The organism is Flavobacterium sp. (genome assembly GCF_046153165.1).
Taxonomy (GTDB): Bacteria; Bacteroidota; Bacteroidia; order Flavobacteriales; family Flavobacteriaceae; genus Flavobacterium.
In genome coordinates this window covers 1-20,886 of record NZ_JBJXEN010000067.1, presented here as the reverse complement: position 1 = coordinate 20,886, position 20,886 = coordinate 1, and the positions used below count along the sequence as shown (strand labels likewise).

Annotated in this window: 21 protein-coding genes and 1 tRNA gene; 10 read left to right on the top strand and 12 right to left on the bottom strand. The window is 30.8% G+C overall.

The features are described 5' to 3' along the window. Positions 1-257 precede the first annotated feature (257 nt). Positions 258-331: transfer RNA gene (locus ACKVOV_RS07665), tRNA-Met, on the bottom strand. Between the two features lie 144 nt (positions 332-475). Between ACKVOV_RS07665 and ACKVOV_RS07660 the strand changes: the two genes are divergently transcribed. Continuing rightward, positions 476-868, top strand: a complete 393-nt coding sequence (locus ACKVOV_RS07660) for an START-like domain-containing protein (protein ID WP_409206176.1) — start codon at positions 476-478, stop codon at positions 866-868. A 53-nt stretch (positions 869-921) separates the two neighbouring features. Beyond that, on the top strand, positions 922-1,722 hold the full coding sequence (locus ACKVOV_RS07655; RefSeq protein ID WP_409206175.1) for an aminotransferase class IV: 801 nt from the start codon (positions 922-924) through the stop codon (positions 1,720-1,722). Here ACKVOV_RS07655 and ACKVOV_RS07650 read toward each other — a convergent pair. From ACKVOV_RS07650 to ACKVOV_RS07630, 5 genes are all read right to left on the bottom strand, one after another. Next, positions 1,715-2,275, bottom strand: a complete 561-nt coding sequence (locus tag ACKVOV_RS07650) for a YqgE/AlgH family protein (protein ID WP_409206174.1) — start codon at positions 2,273-2,275, stop codon at positions 1,715-1,717. The genes ACKVOV_RS07655 and ACKVOV_RS07650 overlap by 8 nt on opposite strands. A gap of 114 nt (positions 2,276-2,389) precedes the next feature. After that, complete coding sequence (locus ACKVOV_RS07645) at positions 2,390-2,668, bottom strand: HU family DNA-binding protein (RefSeq protein WP_409206173.1); 279 nt, start codon at positions 2,666-2,668, stop codon at positions 2,390-2,392. Between the two features lie 168 nt (positions 2,669-2,836). Next, positions 2,837-3,787, bottom strand: a complete 951-nt coding sequence (gene fmt / locus ACKVOV_RS07640) for a methionyl-tRNA formyltransferase (RefSeq protein ID WP_409206172.1) — start codon at positions 3,785-3,787, stop codon at positions 2,837-2,839. Between the two features lie 80 nt (positions 3,788-3,867). Then, on the bottom strand, positions 3,868-5,760 hold the full coding sequence (locus tag ACKVOV_RS07635) for a RecQ family ATP-dependent DNA helicase (protein WP_409206171.1): 1,893 nt from the start codon (positions 5,758-5,760) through the stop codon (positions 3,868-3,870). 79 nt (positions 5,761-5,839) lie between these two features. Continuing rightward, positions 5,840-6,373, bottom strand: a complete 534-nt coding sequence (locus tag ACKVOV_RS07630; RefSeq protein WP_409206170.1) for an AAA family ATPase — start codon at positions 6,371-6,373, stop codon at positions 5,840-5,842. Positions 6,374-6,694: 321 nt separating this feature from the next. On the opposite strand from ACKVOV_RS07630, the gene ACKVOV_RS07625 reads away from it, so the two are divergent. From ACKVOV_RS07625 to ACKVOV_RS07610, 4 genes are all read left to right on the top strand, one after another. Next, the gene (locus ACKVOV_RS07625; RefSeq protein WP_409206169.1) at positions 6,695-6,979 is read left to right on the top strand and encodes a DUF493 family protein; all 285 of its coding nucleotides are present in this window, start codon (positions 6,695-6,697) and stop codon (positions 6,977-6,979) included. Between the two features lie 3 nt (positions 6,980-6,982). Further along, on the top strand, positions 6,983-7,699 hold the full coding sequence (locus ACKVOV_RS07620; RefSeq protein WP_409206168.1) for a DUF4290 domain-containing protein: 717 nt from the start codon (positions 6,983-6,985) through the stop codon (positions 7,697-7,699). 72 nt (positions 7,700-7,771) lie between these two features. Next, positions 7,772-9,079 carry a UDP-N-acetylglucosamine 1-carboxyvinyltransferase gene (gene murA / locus ACKVOV_RS07615; RefSeq protein ID WP_409206167.1) on the top strand — a complete coding sequence of 436 codons (1,308 nt, stop codon included), beginning with the start codon at positions 7,772-7,774 and terminating at the stop codon, positions 9,077-9,079. A gap of 102 nt (positions 9,080-9,181) precedes the next feature. Beyond that, on the top strand, positions 9,182-9,952 hold the full coding sequence (locus ACKVOV_RS07610) for a sulfite exporter TauE/SafE family protein (RefSeq protein WP_409206166.1): 771 nt from the start codon (positions 9,182-9,184) through the stop codon (positions 9,950-9,952). Between the two features lie 53 nt (positions 9,953-10,005). Here the strand turns inward: ACKVOV_RS07610 and ACKVOV_RS07605 are convergent, their stop codons facing one another. Genes ACKVOV_RS07605 through ACKVOV_RS07595 form a run of 3 tightly spaced genes read right to left on the bottom strand, consistent with a single transcriptional unit; the run spans position 10,006 to position 13,502 of the window. Beyond that, positions 10,006-10,533 (bottom strand): hypothetical protein, encoded by a 528-nt coding sequence (locus ACKVOV_RS07605; RefSeq protein ID WP_409206165.1) that lies wholly within the window; start codon positions 10,531-10,533, stop codon positions 10,006-10,008. Between the two features lie 23 nt (positions 10,534-10,556). Then, positions 10,557-13,031, bottom strand: a complete 2,475-nt coding sequence (locus tag ACKVOV_RS07600; protein WP_409206164.1) for a DUF5686 and carboxypeptidase regulatory-like domain-containing protein — start codon at positions 13,029-13,031, stop codon at positions 10,557-10,559. Positions 13,032-13,085: 54 nt separating this feature from the next. Continuing rightward, positions 13,086-13,502, bottom strand: a complete 417-nt coding sequence (locus tag ACKVOV_RS07595) for a type II 3-dehydroquinate dehydratase (RefSeq protein WP_409206163.1) — start codon at positions 13,500-13,502, stop codon at positions 13,086-13,088. Positions 13,503-13,832: 330 nt separating this feature from the next. On the opposite strand from ACKVOV_RS07595, the gene ACKVOV_RS07590 reads away from it, so the two are divergent. From ACKVOV_RS07590 to xerD, 3 genes are all read left to right on the top strand, one after another. Further along, positions 13,833-14,429, top strand: a complete 597-nt coding sequence (locus ACKVOV_RS07590) for a porin family protein (protein ID WP_409206162.1) — start codon at positions 13,833-13,835, stop codon at positions 14,427-14,429. Between the two features lie 131 nt (positions 14,430-14,560). Next, on the top strand, positions 14,561-15,181 hold the full coding sequence (locus ACKVOV_RS07585) for an outer membrane beta-barrel protein (protein ID WP_409206161.1): 621 nt from the start codon (positions 14,561-14,563) through the stop codon (positions 15,179-15,181). A gap of 82 nt (positions 15,182-15,263) precedes the next feature. Further along, positions 15,264-16,163: a site-specific tyrosine recombinase XerD gene (gene xerD / locus ACKVOV_RS07580; RefSeq protein ID WP_409206160.1), complete on the top strand. Its 900-nt coding sequence runs from the start codon at positions 15,264-15,266 to the stop codon at positions 16,161-16,163. Between the two features lie 93 nt (positions 16,164-16,256). Here xerD and hisS read toward each other — a convergent pair whose 3' ends face one another. Beyond that, a complete protein-coding gene (gene hisS, locus ACKVOV_RS07575) occupies positions 16,257-17,897 on the bottom strand; it encodes a histidine--tRNA ligase (RefSeq protein ID WP_409206159.1) in 1,641 nt (546 codons plus the stop codon). Between the two features lie 265 nt (positions 17,898-18,162). On the opposite strand from hisS, the gene ACKVOV_RS07570 reads away from it, so the two are divergent. After that, on the top strand, positions 18,163-19,404 hold the full coding sequence (locus ACKVOV_RS07570) for an ABC transporter permease (protein ID WP_409206158.1): 1,242 nt from the start codon (positions 18,163-18,165) through the stop codon (positions 19,402-19,404). Between the two features lie 26 nt (positions 19,405-19,430). Here ACKVOV_RS07570 and prmC read toward each other — a convergent pair whose 3' ends face one another. Continuing rightward, positions 19,431-20,288 (bottom strand): peptide chain release factor N(5)-glutamine methyltransferase, encoded by an 858-nt coding sequence (gene prmC, locus ACKVOV_RS07565; RefSeq protein ID WP_409206157.1) that lies wholly within the window; start codon positions 20,286-20,288, stop codon positions 19,431-19,433. Between the two features lie 29 nt (positions 20,289-20,317). After that, complete coding sequence (locus ACKVOV_RS07560; protein ID WP_409206156.1) at positions 20,318-20,803, bottom strand: GNAT family N-acetyltransferase; 486 nt, start codon at positions 20,801-20,803, stop codon at positions 20,318-20,320. Positions 20,804-20,886 lie beyond the last annotated feature (83 nt).

Below are 20,886 nucleotides of genomic sequence, written 5' to 3'. Positions count from 1 at the left end.
AACACAGAATGTGTTAAGCCTATTTTTTGTAATATCATTTTCAATAATATTTTTCTTTCCCTAAGGAGTTTATTATTTCTATGATAGTTTACAGGGAAGTAATAGTTTATATCCAAAAAAACTTTGGTATAGATTTTAGGTTCGGAAAAACTCTTCTTAATAGTCAAATTGTGTACTGTTTGTAAAAGTAACAAAATGTTGGACATAAAAAAACGGTTTAGAGTACCTAAACCGTGATTTTAAAAAGAATAATCTTGTAGCGAAAACGGGAGTTGAACCCGTGACCTCAGGGTTATGAATCCTGCGCTCTAACCGACTGAGCTATCTCGCCAATAATGTAATTTGCATCTCTCAATGCGGGTGCAAATATAACACTAAATTTAAAGGGTGCAAATATTTTTAAAGAAAAATATTATTATTAAAATAATTTTTTTTTCAAACCATAATTATATATATTACGCCCAAATTACAAACAATGGAAAGCAAAATACGATACGAACTAGAATTTCCTATAAACTCGTCTCCGCAGTTATTATATCAATATATTTCAACTCCTTCAGGATTGCAAGAATGGTTTGCAGATAATGTAAACTCACGTGGCGAATTTTATACTTTTATTTGGGATGATTCCGAAGAAAAAGCAAGATTATATTCTAAAAAAACTGGGGAGAAAATCAAGTTCAAATGGATGGATGACGATAATAAAGATACCGAATATTATTTTGAATTAAGAATACTTGTTGATGAAATCACTAAAGATGTTTCTTTAATGATTGTAGATTACGCTGAAGCTGATGATATTGAGGAGTCTAAATTGTTGTGGGAAAATCAAATTTCAGATCTGAAACATGTTATAGGATCAGTATAGTTTCTAAAAAATATTAAACTTATATTTGCCTTGAATTTTTCAGGGCTTTTTTTATGCAAAATAATCGTGCTTTTTTATATGGTGATGCAGTTTTCGAAACTGTCAAAATTTTAGATAATAAAATTCTATTTCTAGAAGATCATTATTTCCGTTTAATGTCTTCTATGAGGATTCTAAGAATGGAAATTCCTATGAATTTTACAATGGAGTTTTTTGAAAATGAACTGCTGTCAAAAGCAAAATTAGAGAATATCGAAGCATCAGCTAGAGCTAGAATTACTGTTTATAGAAAGGATGGAGGTTATTATTTACCTGAAAATAACAATGTAAATTATGAAATTTCAGTTTCAAAAATAGAAAAATCGCTTTATGAAATTCAGAAAGCTAATTTTGAAATTGATTTATATAAAGATTTTTATATATCGAAACAACTCATTTCTACCTTAAAAACTACCAATAAATTAATAAATATTACAGGAAGTATTTACGCAGATGAAAATGGATTAGACAGTTGTATTTTAATTAATGAAGATAAAAATGTTATTGAAGCCTTAAACGGAAATATTTTTATGCTAAAAGATGGTGTTTTGTCTACTCCTCCCATTTCTGAAGGTTGTTTAAACGGAATTATGCGAAAACAAATTTTAGGTTTAGCAAAAACACTTGAAAATATAGAAGTAATAGAAGCTGTAATTTCTCCTTTCGATTTACAAAAAGCAGATGAATTGTTTATTACAAATGTGATTGTGGGAATTCAGCCAATTACAAAATATCGAAAAAAAGAATTTCAATCAAATATTGCAAATCAACTACTTACAAAATTAAATACAAAAATTAGATTAGGGGTTAGTTAAACATTGGATTTTCGGGCGCGTTGGACCATATTAGATAGTCTCCGCCTTGTTCCATTATTTTCTCACGCCACAAATCGGTAGATGATTTTCCTATAATTTTGTTATGAAGGTCATTTTCGGAGATTATCCAAGAATTAGACTCTAATTCATTTTGTAGTTGCTCTGCATCCCATCCAGAATAACCTAGAAAAAAACGAATATTATTTCTAGTTATTTTGCCTTGATTTATTAAATCTCGAGTAGAATCAAAACAGCCACCCCAATATATACCTTCTGCAATTTCGATACTGTTAGGTATTAGTTGCGGAATGTTGTGTATAAAATATAAATTGTCTTGTTCTATCGGGCCTCCATTATATATCTTGAAACTAGCAGATATTTCAGGAATTAAATCTCTAATTGTGTATCCTAAAGGTTTGTTTAAAATAAATCCAACTGAGCCTTCAGAATTATGATCTGCAAGCAAAACTACTGATCTATTGAAAGATAAATCTCCAGTTATAGAAGGTTCTGCTACTAACAGATGTCCTTTTTTTGGTTTTACAGCTATCATAATATTGGATTTTGATTTAAATTTAACAATTTTTTTAGTTATAATCCAAATATAATTGTTAAAAAAACAAAAAAAAAGCCACGCATTGCGTGGCTCTAATCATTTTATGATAAACTATTTTTTATTTACTGATCCTTCTAATTCAGCACCTGCTTTAAATTTCACTACATTTTTAGCAGCAATTTTAATAGTTTTCCCTGTTTGTGGGTTTCTTCCGTCTCTTGCAGCTCTGTTAGACACAGACCAAGATCCAAATCCAACTAGAGAAACTCTTCCACCTTTTTTCAAAGTTCCTTCAACATTACCTAAAAATGATTCTAAAGCTAATTTAGCAGCAGCTTTTGTAATTCCAGCAGAAGCTGACATTGCATCGATTAAATCTGATTTGTTCATAATAATTGTATTAATTGATTGGTTAATAATTTATAACTTATACATACAAATTTAAAAGGATTTCCTATTCTCACAACAGTCAAGTCAATTTTTTACTTATTTTGTTAATAACTTTGTTTATTTGTTGACAAATAGGTGTTTTTGATTAAAAAAAAGCTATTTATAAGTTTAAAAGACTCTTGCTGACTCCGAAAAAGTGACTCCGTTTAGCAATTCGTGAGTCGCCATTTTCTTTTTCCCAGGGAATTGGAGTGATAAAACTTGAATAAAACCCCCAAGAACTGCGATTTTCATTTCTTTTTTGGTCGTAATGATATTTCCTATTGTATAATCATGTAAAACTGCTTCTTGTTTTGTATCGTATATTTTGATACTAAATTCTTGTTCTCCATCTTTAAAATTGCACCAAGCCGAAGGATACGGACTCAAACCACGAATTAGATTATATATCTCGGTTACATTTTTTGTGAAATCTATTTTACAATTTTCTCTATCTAATTTATAAGCCGTTTTAATATCTGCTGAATCCTGCTGAATTGTTGTTGCTACTTTTTCTTCTGCAATTTTATCTAAAGTTTGTAAAACTGCCTCACATCCTAAAACCATTAATCTATCATGTAGTTCACCGGCATTTTCTGATTCAGAAATCGCTAATTCCTTACTTAGAATCATGGCTCCAGTATCAATTTTATCATCAATAAAAAAAGTAGTCACACCAGTTTTTGTTTCTCCATTTATAATTGCCCAATTTATAGGTGCTGCGCCACGATAATTTGGCAAAAGTGAAGCGTGTAAATTAAATGTTCCCAGTTCAGGCATTGCCCAAACTACTTTTGGCAACATTCTAAAAGCAACAACTATATGTAAATTTGCATTTAATGACTTTAATTCGGCTAAAAAGGCTTCATCTTTTAAATTTGTTGGCTGTAATAAAGTCAAGTTGTTTTCTAAAGCATATTCTTTGACTGCCGAATATTTTATTTTCTGACCTCTTCCTGCTGGCTTATCCGTAGCAGTAATTACTCCTACTATTTCGTGTTGATTTTGTTTTACAATGGCATCTAGAATTCCTACTGCAAATTCGGGTGTTCCCATAAAAACGATTCGTAATGCTTTCATCTGTGTTTATTCTATTTGTTTTTTATTGGAAGATGGAACGCCTACCATATTCTTTCGTTTCAATAATTATCATGGGCGTTTCATTTTATAATGTATTGATTTTTTGTACTGATGCTAATTATATTATGTTCTATTAATTGCTTCAATGTTTTTAATATTTCAGATTCTTCTATATGTAATATTTCAATTAAAGTTCTTGAATCCATTGATTTTTCGGTCAATAATTGAATAATTTTGTTTCTAATCTCTTCAGAATTATATATTCTTTCTTTTTTATTAGAACAATAGGAACAAATGCCACAATCATTAGTGACTGTTTCTCCAAAATATTGTAAAAGTAATTTACTCTTGCAGGTATCTTGATTTGAAACATAGTTTACCACCGATTTTAATTGATTTTTTTTTACTAAATTTTGATTTTCTAAATGTTTCGAAACTCGATTTATAGTTCTGTCATCTTCACGAACTTCTAAAAATGTTATTTTCGATTCGTTTTTTTGTGAAAAATAAGCAGCAATTTCCATTTTTTGTAACTTCTCTAGCAAATTTAAAACTTTAACTTCAGTTACATTCGATTTTTTTGCAATAAATACTGTGTTTATATTGGTTTGTAAATCGAAAATCCCAGGATAAGTCCTTAAAATAGTTGATACAATAGGCTCGTCGTCAGGATTTAAACTAATATAACGGATTACTTCTTTAGATTCGATTAAAAATTGAACTTGTGCTTTCTCTGAAAATTCTTGTGAAAGCGAAATGATACTTTGTCTGTCTAAAAACTGGAGGGCATTATAGGTTTTTAATATTGGTAATTTATAGTGATTGCAAAACTGATTTAAATTGAACGAAAATTCCTCATTAATTCCTTCCCCATAAGCGATTCGGAAATAATTACAGAGTTTAAAAAAAATATCCTTTAGGAAAAGAGTATTAGGCAAAACAGCGATAAACTGATTTTCTGCCATAATAATATCTGAAGGCGAACTAATTAAAATGGCGAAGGCTTTTTCTCCATTTCGTCCAGCTCTTCCTGCTTCTTGGTAATAACTTTCTAGATTTTCGGGTAAATTAATATGTATAACTGTTTTTACATTGGGTTTGTCTATTCCCATTCCGAAAGCACTCGTGGAAATCATAACAGTTTTCTCGTCACGCATCCACGAATTCATATTATTTTCTTTCTCTTTTACCGATAAACCAGCATGATAAAAAGTAGTTTTGTGACCTAAAACTTCTAAATGAGAAGCATACTCGTGACAGTTTTTTCTATTTCTTACGTATATAATAGCCGATTCTGGATTTTTTTGTAGAATTTGATTCAGTTTGTATATCTTGTCTTCTGCAGGAATAATAAAATAGCCTAAATTATGTCGAGCGAATGATTGCTGAAAAATTTTTGGATTTTCTAATCCCAATAAGGCAATAATATCGTCCTTAACTTTTGGCGTTGCTGATGCCGTAAGTGCTATAAAAGGAATTTTACTAAAATGGGATTTTAGGTTTTTAATTTTTAAATAGGAAGGTCTAAAGTCATGTCCCCATTGCGATACACAATGTGCTTCATCAATGGCAATAAGGGAAATAGGCAAGGCTTTTATTCTGTCAAGAACCCAATCTTGTTCTAATCTTTCGGGCGATAAATACAAGAATTTGTAATTACCAAACTGACAATTATCTAATAAATTTATTAATTCGTAAGGCTTTATTGCGCCTGTTAATGCAATGGCTTTTATATCGCGAGATTGTAACTGATTTACCTGATCTTTCATTAAGGCGACCAAAGGAGAAATCACCAAACACAAACCCTCATTTACCATAGTTGGCACTTGAAAACATAAAGATTTTCCGCCACCAGTTGGCATGAGTCCAAAAGTATCATTTCCTTCAAGAACCGATTGGATAATATTATCCTGAACTGGACGAAAAGAATCGTAATGCCAATATTTTTGAAGAATTTGTAATGCTCTTTGCATTTAATTTCAGATTTCAAAGTTTAGATTGGCTTCGCCAATTCGCTCTTTCAGGCTTGGGTCGGGTTTGATAAAATCTAAACTAAATTTGATCTAATATAAAAAGAATTCTATTATCTACGCTATCTTTTGGTACTTCAATAAGATTGTAACCGTATTTCTGGTAAGTTTCTACAAGGTGATTGTAGATGAGTTTTGCCTGTTCGTAATTTTCATAACGTTCGTTATCAGCAACATATATATCTTCCCAAGGCGGTAAAATAAATATTTTAGTATAAATATTATTGCGGCAAGCAGCATCGAAAAAAGCGGGATAACTATCTCCTATATAATGCATATATGCTAAAACATCTGGAATTCCTCGGTCAAGAAAAACAACTTCATGAGGTTCGTTTTGAGCGTTTAGAAATTGTTTTTTTCTACCTTCCAACAGCAATTCGCTAAAAAGTAAGGGGTTTTCTAGAAACAATTGTTCGATTCCTTCTTTTTTTGCTTCTAGGATAACTTCACGTGAAATCTCTGGATAACAGCAATAACCTTTAGACAATAAGCCGTCTATGATTGTGGTTTTGCCAGTTCCTGGCCCTCCTATGATAACAACAATTTCTTTTTGCACTTTTTTAGAAATAAGGCGCAAAAGTACTCAAAGTTATTGGGATTTGAAAAGTTTTTTTTGAAGTGAATTGTTAGGTTACTTATATTTCAATCGAGTTTTAAAGAAAATAGATTATTATAATTCCAAAAATTGAATATAAAATACTAGTTAGCCCTGATGCTGGAATTGTTGGAACTCTTCGTTTCGTCTTTTGGGACGAGACGAAAGTGACTTCCAGTAGCAGGAAAATGATTTACAAAAAACACCAAGCAATTCGCTCCTGAAATTTCTTAATTCTTAATGCTAAAAATTGTATATTTGCTTTTATTTTTAAGTTGAAGAATGGATAAGAAAGTTGAGGAATTCTACGAACGATTGAAAGTAGAATTAGATAATAGTAATACTTGGCCCGCGGAATATTTGTTTAAATTTATTGTTCCTAGTGTTAATGATAATGTAGATCGTGTAGAAAATGCATTTAATTGTTTGGGTGCAGTTATAAAAACAACAAAATCTAAAACGGGTAAATTCACCAGTATATCTGTGGATGTTACTATGAAAGATGCTCAAGAAATAATAGATAAATACCAAGAAGTAAGTACTATTGAAGGTATTGTTTCCCTATAAATTATGAATACAAAATATATAAAAGAAATTGCTGGCGATGTGGTGCAACATTTAGAATATAATTCTGAAAGAAAACCACTCATTATTCCTGAATATGGTCGCTATTTACATGTTTTAGTTGATCAAGCAACAGCTATAGAGGACAGGACGGAACGTAATAAAGCGGCAAAATATATCATATCTGTCATGGGGAATTTGAATCCGCATTTGCGTGATGTTCCAGATTTTCAACACAAATTATGGGATCAAATATTTATCATGTCTGATTTTAAATTAGAGGTAGATTCTCCGTATCCTATTCCATCTCGTGAGGTTTTAAAAATGAGACCTGATCCTTTAAAATATCCACAAAATTTTCCTAAATATCGTTTTTACGGAAACAATATTAAGTATATGATAGATGTGGCAAACAAATGGGAAGATGGGGAGCTTAAAAACGCTTTGTGTAAAGTAATTGCAACTCACATGAAAAAATCTTACTTGAGTTGGAACAAAGATACTGTAACTGATGCTGTAATCTTCGAACATTTACTAGAACTATCTGACGGGAAGATTAATTTAACACAAAGTACAGAAGAATTATTGAATTCGAATGATTTAATGCGAACCAACAAACGCATGTCGAACAAAATTCAGACAAATAATAACAATGGTAAGCCTAAAATTATTAAAAATGGCAAACCAATGATAAATAAGAACAATAACAGAAAACCAATATAAAGATTACAGTCTAAAAGTCTGAAATCTGATACGAGCGTCAGCGAACTGGCGTAGCAAATCTAAAATCTAAAAATGGGAACTTTCAAAATAGAAGGTGGTATCCGACTAAAAGGAGAAATCACACCACAAGGAGCAAAAAATGAAGCATTACAAGTTTTATGTCCAGCATTACTAACCTCTGAAAAAGTTAGAATAACTAATGTTCCAGATATTATTGATGTAAACAAGCTTATTGTTTTACTTGGAAACTTAGGTGTGAAAATTAAGAAAAACGCTCCTGGAGATTATACTTTTCAAGCTGATGAAGTAAATATTGATTATCTAAAAACCGAAGCTTTCAAAAAAGAAGGCGGTTCACTTCGTGGTTCGATAATGATTGTTGGGCCGTTATTAGCAAGATTTGGTTGTGGTTATATCCCAAAACCAGGTGGAGATAAAATAGGAAGAAGACGATTAGATACACACTTTGAAGGTTTTATAAATCTTGGTGCTAAATTTAGATATGAAAGAGAAGACCATTTTTATGGTGTAGAATGTGAAGGCAAACTAAAAGGTGCTTATATGTTACTTGATGAAGCATCGGTAACTGGAACGGCAAATATTGTAATGGCAGCAGTTCTTGCTGAAGGAACAACAACAATTTATAATGCTGCTTGCGAGCCATATTTACAACAGTTGTGTAAAATGTTAAACTCTATGGGAGCCAAAATTTCTGGTGTTGGATCAAACTTATTAACTATAGAAGGAGTGGATTCTCTTGGTGGTTGTGAGCACAAAATTTTACCAGACATGATAGAAATTGGTTCTTGGATTGGTCTTGCGGCAATGACAAGAAGTGAAATTACTATCAAAAATGTTTCTTGGGAAAACTTAGGTATTATTCCAAATACTTTTAGAAAATTAGGAATTACTTTAGAAAAAAGAGGAGATGATATTTATATTCCTACGCATGAAAATTATGAAATAAAAACCGATATCGATGGTTCGATTCTTACCATTGCCGATGCGCCTTGGCCAGGATTAACTCCCGATTTATTAAGTATTATTCTTGTAGTGGCAACTCAAGCAAAAGGCGATGTTTTAATACACCAAAAAATGTTTGAAAGTCGTTTGTTTTTCGTGGACAAACTAATAGATATGGGTGCGAAAATTATGCTTTGTGATCCGCACAGAGCCGTAATTATGGGGCATAATTTCGAATCACAACTTAAAGCAACCACAATGTCCTCTCCAGATATTAGAGCAGGAATTTCTTTGTTAATTGCTGCACTTACTGCAAAAGGAACAAGTACTATTCAAAACATAGAACAAATAGATCGTGGATACGAAAGAATCGACGAACGTTTGAGAGCTATTGGCGCAAACATTGTTCGGGTCTAATTTTTTAAATTTCAACATTCGTTTTTTTAAATAAAGAATGTTGAAATATCAAATACTAACAAATCCCATTGTCTTCCACTTTGGGATTTATTTTTTAAAACCATGGAAACCTACATTATAGTTTTACTTTGTATTGCCTCATTTTTTGCTGGATTTGTAGATGCAGTAGTTGGCGGCGGCGGATTAATTCAGACTCCAATTGCATTAATTTTATTACCTAATTTTCCAGTCTCATCTATAACAGGATCACTGAAAATCCCTGGAATTAGTGGTACGAGTGTTGCTGCTTTTCATTATTTGAAAAATGTAACCATGAACTGGAAATTATTAATCATCATGGCTCTTTTTTCTTGTGGTTTTGCTTTTTTAGGATCGGAATTATTAATGTTAGTGAGTAATGATTTTATGAAACCTTTATTGTTTGGAATTCTGATTTTATTAGCTATTTACACTTTTATCAAAAAAGATTTTGGACAACATCAGATCAAAGAATTAACAGAAACTAAGATGATACTTTTAGGAATTATTATTAGTTCTTTTATTGGGTTTTATGACGGATTTATTGGCCCTGGAACAGGTAGTTTTCTTGTTGTAGCCTTTATTACCATTCTGGGTTTCGATTTTTTGCATGCTTCTGCCAATGCAAAAATGGTTAATGTTGCTTCTAACATTGGTTCAATTACTTTATTTATATTGAAAGGAAAAATTATTTGGGCAATGGCAATTCCTATGGCTTTTTGCAATGCTTTTGGTGGTTGGTTGGGTGCAAAAACAGCAATAAAAAAAGGAAATGGTTTTATTCGAGTTTTCTTTTTGCTGGTTGTTATTGGAACTTTAATTCGTTTTGGATATGATGTGTTTTTTAAACGGTAGTTTTTTAAACACGAAGAACATAAAGGTTTTTTAAGAAGTTCATAAAGCTGATTTTAAATATATAACTTCCAATTTTCATCAGCCTTAAATCCGTGCTCCGGTTTTGCATAATTTTTAATTCTAATTTTATTATCCAAATGTATTTTGAAAAAATCTAATTGTTTATCTTTTAAAAAATCTAATTTATTTTGAGGGTTTTCGTTATTCCAAGCTATATTTCCACAAATAATACATTTTTTTGAACTTACTGCTACAATTCCACAAATCTGACAGGATTCAAGCAACTCAAAAAAAGATTTAACATATTCAAAGTCAAAATTTGTAAATGATAATGGTATATTTTGTATTAGTTCATACCAGCCAATATTATTACTTTTAATTAAATTTACTGTATCATTTTGAATAATAATCTCATTGTAATCTTTAGAAAAACTTATATCCTTTATGTCTTTCCAAAAAAAGAGTTTCTGTTTTGAACCGAATGGTTTTTTAATAGAAAAACCATTCTTTATTAATTCTATTTCTGTCAATTCAAATGACAAATTTTTAAAGAAAATATTATTCATTATCCACTTTATCATTTTACAATATTAACTTCCGTTTACTAATCTAAAACATTTAAAAATTTCAAACCAAAAATCACACCATCGGTCTGAAAACCATTCTGATAGGAGCGAACATAATCTAATCTAAAAATTTTAAATTTTCCGAAACCTAAATTATCTAATCCTGCCGAAAACTCATGATATGGTGTTCTGTTAGGAACCGAAAGATTATGATAACCCAAAATCAAATTCGATTTTAATTTATTTAATAAAGTAATTTTATTAATGATAAAACCTTTGTCATCATATTCTGAATGGATTTCAAAAAAAGCATCATTAGTACTATTTGTATAATAAGGCATCAGGTTAAAAACATTTAAGTAATCATTTGTTTGCCCAATTCTGGTTTGGTTTCCTGCAAAATGTTTGTAATCTACAAAGGAAATATTATCTGCGTTGAAGAATTTTCCAGCAGTCACATTTACACCCAAATGGCCTTTGTTTCCTAAAGCAAAATCTTGCGTTATTTTTGCTCCTAAATAATCGAAATTATACTTGTTTTGACTTCCAGCAAAACCTTTTTCATAAGTAAAGTAAAGAACTGGATATTTATCGTTTGGAATATTAAATTTTCCGTCGGGACGAGTCCAATATTCTTGACCAAAATTCACTTTTCCAGTTATCTTTCCTTTTGCCAAATTATGTTTTACAATAGCTGGAGTCAAATTATCTAAAGGCAATAAGGGATTGTTTGAGGTGTACAAATCATCACTCTTTATAATTGTAAAATCCGTATTATTAAACAATGGTTTCCTTTCAGAATAGTCGAAATTGGCATAAACTGAAAAACCGTTTACAACTTCTTGGCTATAACTTAACTTGACAAAATTCTTATCAAATAATTTCATGTAATTATTTTTAAAAAATAAACTGCTAATAGAGTTTACAATATCTGAAATTGGCTTTTTCTCATTAAACTGAGTTGCTTCGCTTCCGCCAGAAATAGCTAAAAAAGCATTGTTATGATTGTTGAATTTTTTAGAAAAATCTGCAATCATCCTTAATTTAGTTTCGGCAAAACCATAATTAAATTTTGTTCCAAAATTTGTATAAGTTCTGTCGTCTGGATTTCGTTTAGTATAAGATAATCCTGCGGATAAGTTATAACCTTGAACCGTATTAAATCTTAACGAAGTTAGTGGTCCGCTATAATTAATACTTGTGTTTTTGTACGAGTTTTTATAATTGTAACTGGATAAAATTTGTTGCACATGAAATTTATTTTCTTTCTTATCTATCGAGTCCAAATACGTTTTAGATTTTCGTAAAGTTTGAATACTGTCTTTCTTAACATAATCTGTACTTTCCTCTGTAGTTAAGGGAATTGGCCGAATGGTGTTCCAGAAACTATCTCCCTTTTTGTTCGAATCTTTTTCGAAAGTAAGCACTTCGTGCGTAAATGTTTTTTTGTCAAATTTAGGTTCAAATTCAAAATTGCTATACACATAAGTAAACTTTCCAGAAACATTAATTCCTAGCATTCCAGCAATAAAATCAAGGCTTTGTGTATTTTTTGTCCAAATATTGTCCGTTTTATTGTAGCTAAAGCTTTGTTTTAAAACTAGATTGTCTAATGCGGGTGTTTGCATTCGATACCCTTTTAGGTTTACATCGACTGCGTAAATTGCCCACGAATCATCTACAATATAAATATATCCTTCTACAACTGGCTCAGTATCACGTCGTGGAATGATTTTTATTTTGTTTATTTGTTGCTTGTCTTCGTTATAAAAACTGCCTTCTATTTTAAATTTGTAATAATTAAAAGCATTGTCACTTATGGGAGAAATCACATTGATATTAAAAGTTATGTAATTTTCATAAAAATCGAAATCGACACCAGCAGCATTGTTGAAACTAAAACCATTGTCTTTTCCGCTTACTTTTGAAGCCACAATAGTTTCTTTCATTTTATCTGGTTTCTGAAAATTTAATCTTGAAACCGTTTCCGATAAATATAAGATTCCAGTTCTGGTAGAATCTAATGCGCCTTCAAAATCTCCTAAATCTTGCCCTAAAATTTTCTTAGGAGCATCTTTTATTCTCATGAGTCCGCGAGAATAAAAATCGGCATTGTATTTTGCTGTTTTGGCAGAATTTTCTTTTTTTGCAGCGATGGCATTACGAATAATTTGCTTTGCTGGATCTTCCTGATTGTTAATAACTACTTCATTTAGCGTAAAATTTTCTTCTACTAATTTTATATTCAATTCATACGGAAAAGCATCAATGGTAACAGGGATTTTTTTAGTTTTAAAACCTAAATATTGAAAAACAACTATATATTTCCCTGCTTTTTTTACGTTTAATTCATAAAAACCTTTTTCATTTGTTGAGGTATTGTTATATGAATTTTCGATAAAAACAGTGACCGAAGGAAGAGATATATTATTATCATCGGTTACTAAACCCTTTATTTGAGCATTAGAAATAAATGAAGAGAAAAAGAGAAGAAACAAAATATTTTTTTTCATAATGCTTTTTAGTTAGTAGCTACAAACTTAAAATCATCTTTATAAAGTAAGAAATTAATTAACAAAACTTTGTATTGCTAATTCATAACTTTTTAATCCAAAACCAATGATAATGCCATTTGCGTTTGGAGATATATAAGATTGATGACGAAAAGTTTCACGAGAAAAGGTATTTGAAATATGTACTTCGACTACTGGAGTTGTTATTGCTTTAATGCAATCTCCAATTCCTATTGAAGTATGTGTGTAAGCACCAGCATTAAGTATTATTCCGTCATAATCGAATCCAACTTCTTGTAGCTTATTTATGATCTCACCTTCAATATTACTTTGATAATAACTTAATTCGATTAAAGGAGATTTAACTTTTAGTTTTTCAAAATAGTTTTCGAAATCTTCATTTCCATATATTTCGGGTTCCCGTTTTCCTAATAGATTAAGATTAGGTCCGTTTATGATAATAATTTTCATTGTTTTATTATTGTTGTTTTGTAAAAGTAATTATTTCAATTCTAATTTGGGATAAAGTACTACTAAATTATAATTTTAAAAGATGAAAATAGCACCCAATAAGTAATTAACAAAGTTTGATTTAGTTGTTATGCAAAGTTTTTTTAGGATAAATATAGTTGTGTAAAAATGCTAAAAAAAATCATATTTCAGACTGTTTATCATTCTTTTTATAACATAACTATTTAACATTAAGTTAATTGAAAATTGTTAATAACTATTTTCAAACTGGTATATTTGCCATATTTATAAATGATTATTTTTAATTACTAATTTTAAAACAAAAAAACAATGAAAAAAGTATTATTAACAGCAGTAGCAGTATTTGCATTTTCATTTGCTAATGCACAAGAAGTAAAGTTTGGCGTAAAAGCTGGTTTAAACATGGCTTCACTAAATGGTGGGGACTCTTATTATGGTAGTTATGGTAGCAAAGCAGGTTTTCATGTTGGTGGTTTAGCAGAAATTAAGATAAATGATAAATTTTCTGTACAACCAGAATTACTGTATTCATTAAAAGGGGCAGATTTTAATTACGGGTTTGGAGCTTTTGGTCTTGGAACTGACAAACTAAACTTATCTTATATAGATTTACCTATTATGGTAAAATTTTATCCTATCCAACATTTAAGTGCTGAATTAGGGCCAAATGTAGCTTTCTTGATGAGTGCAAAAAGAGTGCAAAACACAACAGTTGATGTAAAAGATGATTACAATTCTATTGATTATGGTATGAATGTTGGAGCTGGATATGAACTAAAACAAGGTATTATGTTTCAACTCCGTTACAACATAGGATTGTCAGATGTTTCTAAATCACCAGCAATTGGAACAAATTATAAAGATAAAAATTCAGTATTTCAAGTTTCTGTTGGATATAAATTCTAATTATCATTATACACATTTATTCAAAACCATTCGTGCCAATTTATGAATCGTTTTTTGTAAGTTTTTTTTTAATTTTTAATTTTTAATTAAAAAAAAAATGTAGTTTTGCTCAAAATTTTAAAACAAAAAAAATGAAAAAAGTATTATTAACTGCAGTTGCAGTATTTGCATTTAGTTTTGCTAATGCACAAGATTCAAGCACTTCTGGAAGTGGATTTTCTAAAGGGAATTTATTTATTTCTGGATCAGTAGGTGTTACTTCTGAGAAAACTGGTGACGTAAAAAGTACTGGGTTTAACTTCTCTCCTAAAGCTGGATATTTTGTGTCTAACAACATTGCAGTGGGTTTAGCTTTAGGTGTTGGTTCTACTAAAGATGATAACGGAGTAAATACTATCGTAAAAGATAATAATTTCTCTGTTGGTGCATTTGGTAGATATTATTTCACACCAAGTTCTCAATTCTCAGTTTTCGGTCAATTAGGTTTTGATGTTAATTCAACTAAATCTACTACTGATGTTACAGTTGGAAACGTTACAACTAGTACTGTAAGTAAAGCAAATGGTTTTGGTGTTGCACTTGCTCCAGGAGTTAGTTATTTCTTGTCAAACCACTTTGCTATTGAAGCAGCTTGGGGAGTTTTAAACTTTAATTCTAACAAACCAGATGTTGCTGGCGCAGATGCTACAACTAATGTTAATTTTGGTTTGAATTTAAATGATCTTAACTTCGGTTTAGTTTATAAATTCTAATCTTAGATTAAATTCATAAAATCCCGTCTTATTATATTAAGACGGGATTTTTTTATGCCCAAAATTTCGTTACTTTGCCATAATGAATTGGAAAAACTACATTAAAAACTTTCAATCCTATCTAAAAATAGAAAGAGGATTGTCTAAAAATTCTATCGATAATTATGTCCTTGATATAGAGAAATTAAGTAATTATTTATCAGATAATAATATTGATGTTTCTCCAATAAAAATAGAGGAAGAAACGATTCAGCAGTTTATTTACGAAATCTCTAAAAGTGTTAATCCACGTTCGCAAGCTAGAACTATTTCCGGACTAAAAAGTTTTTTCAATTATCTCATTTTTGAAGATTATCGTCCTGATAATCCATTAGAGCTTATAGAAACTCCAAGATTAGGGCGAAAACTACCTGATACACTGAATGTAGAAGATATAGACAGACTAATTTCAGCTATCGACCTAACAACTAATGAAGGCGAGCGCAATCGTGCTATGCTAGAAACATTATATGCTTGTGGCTTGCGTGTTTCAGAATTGGTATCTCTAAAGATTTCCGATTTATTTTTTGATGAAGGATTTATAAAAATAACAGGAAAAGGAAACAAACAACGATTTGTGCCTATAAGTGATCACACGCAAAAATATATCGAAATTTATAAAAATACCGATAGAAATTTACTTTCAATTCAAAAAGGTCACGAAGATACTTTATTCTTAAATAGAAGAGGAAGGCAATTAACTAGAGCGATGATTTTTACAATTATAAAAAACTTAGCTATTGAAATTGACTTGAATAAAATAATAAGTCCACATACTTTCCGACACTCTTTCGCTACACATTTGCTGGAGAATGGTGCCGATTTAAGATCTATACAACTCATGTTAGGACACGAATCGATAACCACTACCGAAATTTATATGCATGTAGATAGAAAGCATTTAAGCCAAGTGATGCAGGCTTTTCACCCGAGAAGTAAATAGTTTGAATAAATAAGTAAGTTTTTGTCATTTCGACGAAGGAAAAATCTCATAATTAATTGCAAAATTTCTCATTCGTCGAAATGGTAAAATAATTTATTGAAGCATCTTCTTCAATTCCTCAAAACTAACTTTTTGTTGTTCACCAGAAACTAAATTCTTTACAGAAAACTGATTGTTTTTCATCTCATCATCTCCAACAATTATTGCTAACTGAATACCACGTTTGTCTGCATATTGAAACTGTTTAGCAATTTTGACATTATCAGGATACAATTCAACTTTTGCACCTAATTTTCTCAATTCAGTAATTGCTTTCATTGAATATTTGGTTTCTTCTTGTCCAAAATTCAAGAAAATAGCTTTAGAAGTTGTCGTTACCGTTTCTGGAAACAAACCTAATTCTTCTATAACTAGATAAATTCTATCTAATCCGAAAGAAATTCCGACACCGCTCATATTTTTTAATCCAAAAATTCCAGTTAAATCATCGTAACGACCACCGCCACCTATAGATCCCATCGAGACAGCCTTTGGCGGAGCCACTTCAAAAATTGCACCAGTATAATAATTTAATCCTCGAGCAAGCGTTACGTCTAAATCTAAAATAGCTGAACTTAATCCTAAATTAGAAACATTATCGCAAATAAATTGTAGTTCTTCAACGCCTTTCATTCCTTCGATAGATTCAGAAAGCAAAACCGATAATTTTTCTATTTTTTCAGTAATAGAACCTGTGAAATTGAATAAAGGTTGTACTTTTTCTATAGCAGTTTCAGAAATTCCTTTTTCGATCATTTCTTTTTTTACGCCATCTTCACCTATTTTATCTAGTTTGTCTAGCGCTACTGTAAAATCTATTAATTTGTCTGATGCTCCAATCACTTCGGCAATTCCAGATAATATTTTTCTATTGTTAATTTTGATGGTTACTCCATTTAACCCTAAATCGGTAAAAACGGAATCATATAATTGTACCAACTCTACTTCTTGCCATAATGAGGTCGAACCCACAACATCGGCATCACACTGATAAAATTCTCTAAATCGCCCTTTTTGCGGACGATCGGCACGCCAAACAGGTTGTATTTGGTAACGTTTAAAAGGGAATTCGATTTCGTTTTGATGTTGTACTACATAACGTGCAAAAGGAACAGTTAAGTCGTAACGAAGTGCTTTTTCGGAAACATTTCTACCTATATCTTTCCTGTCATTGTTGTAAAATTCAGCAAAAATACGCATTACATAATCTTTAAGTTTTGATTCACTCGCTTTTTTAAACTCTTCAAATTTATCTTCTTTATTTAGAAAACTTGTATAAATAAAGTCCCATAAATCTTTTACAAATTCTTCGGAATTGATTCTACTATTTTTGTTTTTTGCTCTATCTGCAAAATTTTTTTTAAATAAATTAATATAATTTTCATCAAGTTGACCAAAAGTCCCTTTTAGACCAATGCTTTCTTTTAGATTAAATATTGCATTTTTAATTTCTTCAAGTAAGAAAACATTATATTCTTTAAGAAAATCTCCCGAATTCAAAATTTTAAAAATTAATCGATCACCTTCTTCTCCGTATTTTCCCATTAAGGTTTCAGAGTTTTCGAACGAAGGTGTTTCGATAGGTTGGAAACCAAATTTCTCGAAATGAGTTCTCATTTTCTGAATAATATATTGGCGTTTTGCTACTTCTGCTGGCGAAAAATCACGGGTTCCTTTTGGTATGCTTGGTTTCATTTTGTTGTGTATTCGGGTTATTCGATTATTTGGTTATTCGATTGCAGAAGGTTTCAAAAATTGCTTTTTAGCCCTGATGGAAGCGAAAATCCTGTTTCGTCTTTTGGGACGAGACAGATTGAAGCGACAGCAGGAAAATGAATTACAAAAATTCCCAAGCTGTTCGCTCCTAAAACTTTTGCAAATATCTTGTTTTTTAGCCTATTTATAAAATTTTAAATAGAAACTTGTAACAAAATCTGTAATTTCGTGTCAAATAAGTATTATGCTAGGATTATTTAAAGAAAATGTAAAAATTGCGCTGGGTTCTATAAGAACGCAGTTGCTCCGTACAATTTTAACGGTACTTATTATTGCTATTGGGATTACCGCACTGGTAGGTATTCTTACTGTGGTGTCTGCTTTAGAAAACACGTTGTCTAAAGATTTTGCATCGATGGGTTCTAATACTTTTTCGATAAATCAGTATGAGAATTCAACCCGAAGAAATGGCGGTGGCGAGAGAGAAATAGTAAATCCAATAATATCATATCCTGAGGCAAAGGCTTTTAAAGATAATTTTGATTATCCACTTGCGCATACTTCGGTTTCATTTACAGCAACGACAACTGCTGAGGTTAAGTTTGAAACAGATAAAACGGATCCGGAAGCTTCGGTTGTGGGTGTCGATGATTATTTTATGCCAAATTCTGGTCTGGAAGTTGTAAAAGGTCGAAATTTTACTGCTTTTGATATTGATAACAACAGTTATGTATGTGTATTAGGTTCTGATTTCGAGAAGAAATTATTAAAAGATTTGAATCCAATAGATAAAATAATTTCTATTCGAGGTGCAAAATTTAAAGTGATAGGTGTTCTTAAAGAAAAAGGATCAACTTTTGGTAATAGCCAAGATTTACGAGTTATGATTCCCATACAAGTGGCTCGAAGTTTATTTACAGCGCCTAATATAAATTACACAACAAGTGTAATGGTCGATAAAAAGGAACTGCTAAGTAATGCTGTTGATAATGCTGTAATTGCAATGCGTAAAGTTAGAAAATTAAGTCCTGTTGAAGATGCTAATTTTGCTATCTCGAGAAGTGATGATTTAATTAATAAAATACTAGATATTACACAATATTTAAGCCTTTCGGCGTGGGTAATTGGAATTATTACCATTTTTGGATCTTCGATTGCGTTGATGAATATTATGTTGGTTTCTGTAACCGAAAGAACTCGAGAAATTGGTGTTAGAAAAGCACTTGGTGCTAAGAAAAGTACAATTGCAATGCAGTTTTTTATGGAAACTCTAGTAATTGGTCAACTAGGAGGAATGTTTGGTATTGTTTTCGGAATACTTATAGGTTATATTATTTCAGTTTTAATAAAATTTGATTTTGTAATTCCTTGGCTAGCAATTACCGCAGCTTTTGTTGTGAGTTTTATTGTGGCTGTTGTTTCGGGATCTTATCCTGCTATAAAAGCTGCAAAACTAGATCCTATTGAAGCATTGCGTTACGAGTAAAAAATGCGATTTTATGATATTTGACTTTAGGCTTTAAAAACGCATCGAATCATTCGATCATTTTCGTAAATATCTTTTTTAAGTTCTATGTTTTTAAAATCATATTTTTCTAACAATTCGATCATTTCTTTACCCAAATACTGATTGATTTCGAAATACAATTGACCGTTTTCGGAAAGATTTTTTGTAGCCAATTTTGCTATTTTTTTGTAAAAAATTAATGCATCATTATCTTCTACAAAAAGTGCTAGATGTGGCTCATATTCCAATACGTTTTTATGAATCTCCTGCTTTTCTAAATTCCTAACATACGGCGGATTAGAAACTATAATATCAAATTGTTGATATAAATCTTCAGTCTCAAGAATATTTTTCTGAATAAAAGTAACTTTTACATCGTTCAGTTCTGCATTTTTTTTGGCTGTAGCCAAAGCTTTTTCTGAAATATCAATTGCAAAAACTGAAGCGTTCGGAAGGTTTTTTGCTAACGAAATGGCAATACAACCTGAACCTGTACCAATATCGAGAATCTTTAAATCTTTAAATCTTTCATTTTTTAAATCTTTAATAATCCATTCGACCAATTCTTCTGTTTCTGGACGAGGAATTAGAGTATTCTCATTGACATAAAAAGGCAATCCGAAAAATTCTGTTTCACCCAATATATATTGGATAGGTTTTTGTTCTTTAAGCTGTGACAAAACAGTTTCCCATTGTAGAATTTGAATGCTATCTAACTCTAAATCTGGATTCAAAACTAAATCGACACGTTTTAGTTGATGAAAAGCGTCAAGGACAATATAAAAAAAGCTTTCGATTTCTTTTTCATCAAAAATTGAAGCTAGCTCTTGCGTAAATTGTGTTCTATAGTCTTTTATTAGCATTTCTAAATTGTAAATTACTGATTTTCAGTTTATAAAATTTTTATCATCCAAACAGGGCAAGAAGTATGACCTGTATTTCCTAAAGGTTCACAAAGATATTCGAAACCAACTTTTTTGTATAGTTTCTGTGCTGCTTCCATATACGGCATAGTTTCTAAGTAGCATTTTTCATACCCAAAATCTTTAGCAACTTCGAGACATTGTTGGATTAGTTGAGAACCAATTCCTAATCCTCGAGCTTCTGGTAAGAAATACATTTTTTGTAATTCGCAAATGGTTTCCACCTCGTTTTCTAATGGAGCAATTCCAGCTCCACCGATGGTAATACCATTATTTTCTACTATAAAATATTTTGTTTTTGTATTTTGATAAGTTTCAAACAAAGAATCTAATTGCGGATCAGCATAAGCTGTTCCTACTTTTGGCGCATCTAATTCCATTAAAACGTCACGAACAATTTTCGCAATTGCTTGATTGTCTTTTTGTTGAATTTCTCTAATTATAATGTTGTTCATTCTAAAAGTAAAATCTTATTTTTGTGATGTGAAGATACATGAATTTTATATAAAACGTTGCATCGAATTAGCCAAATATGGTT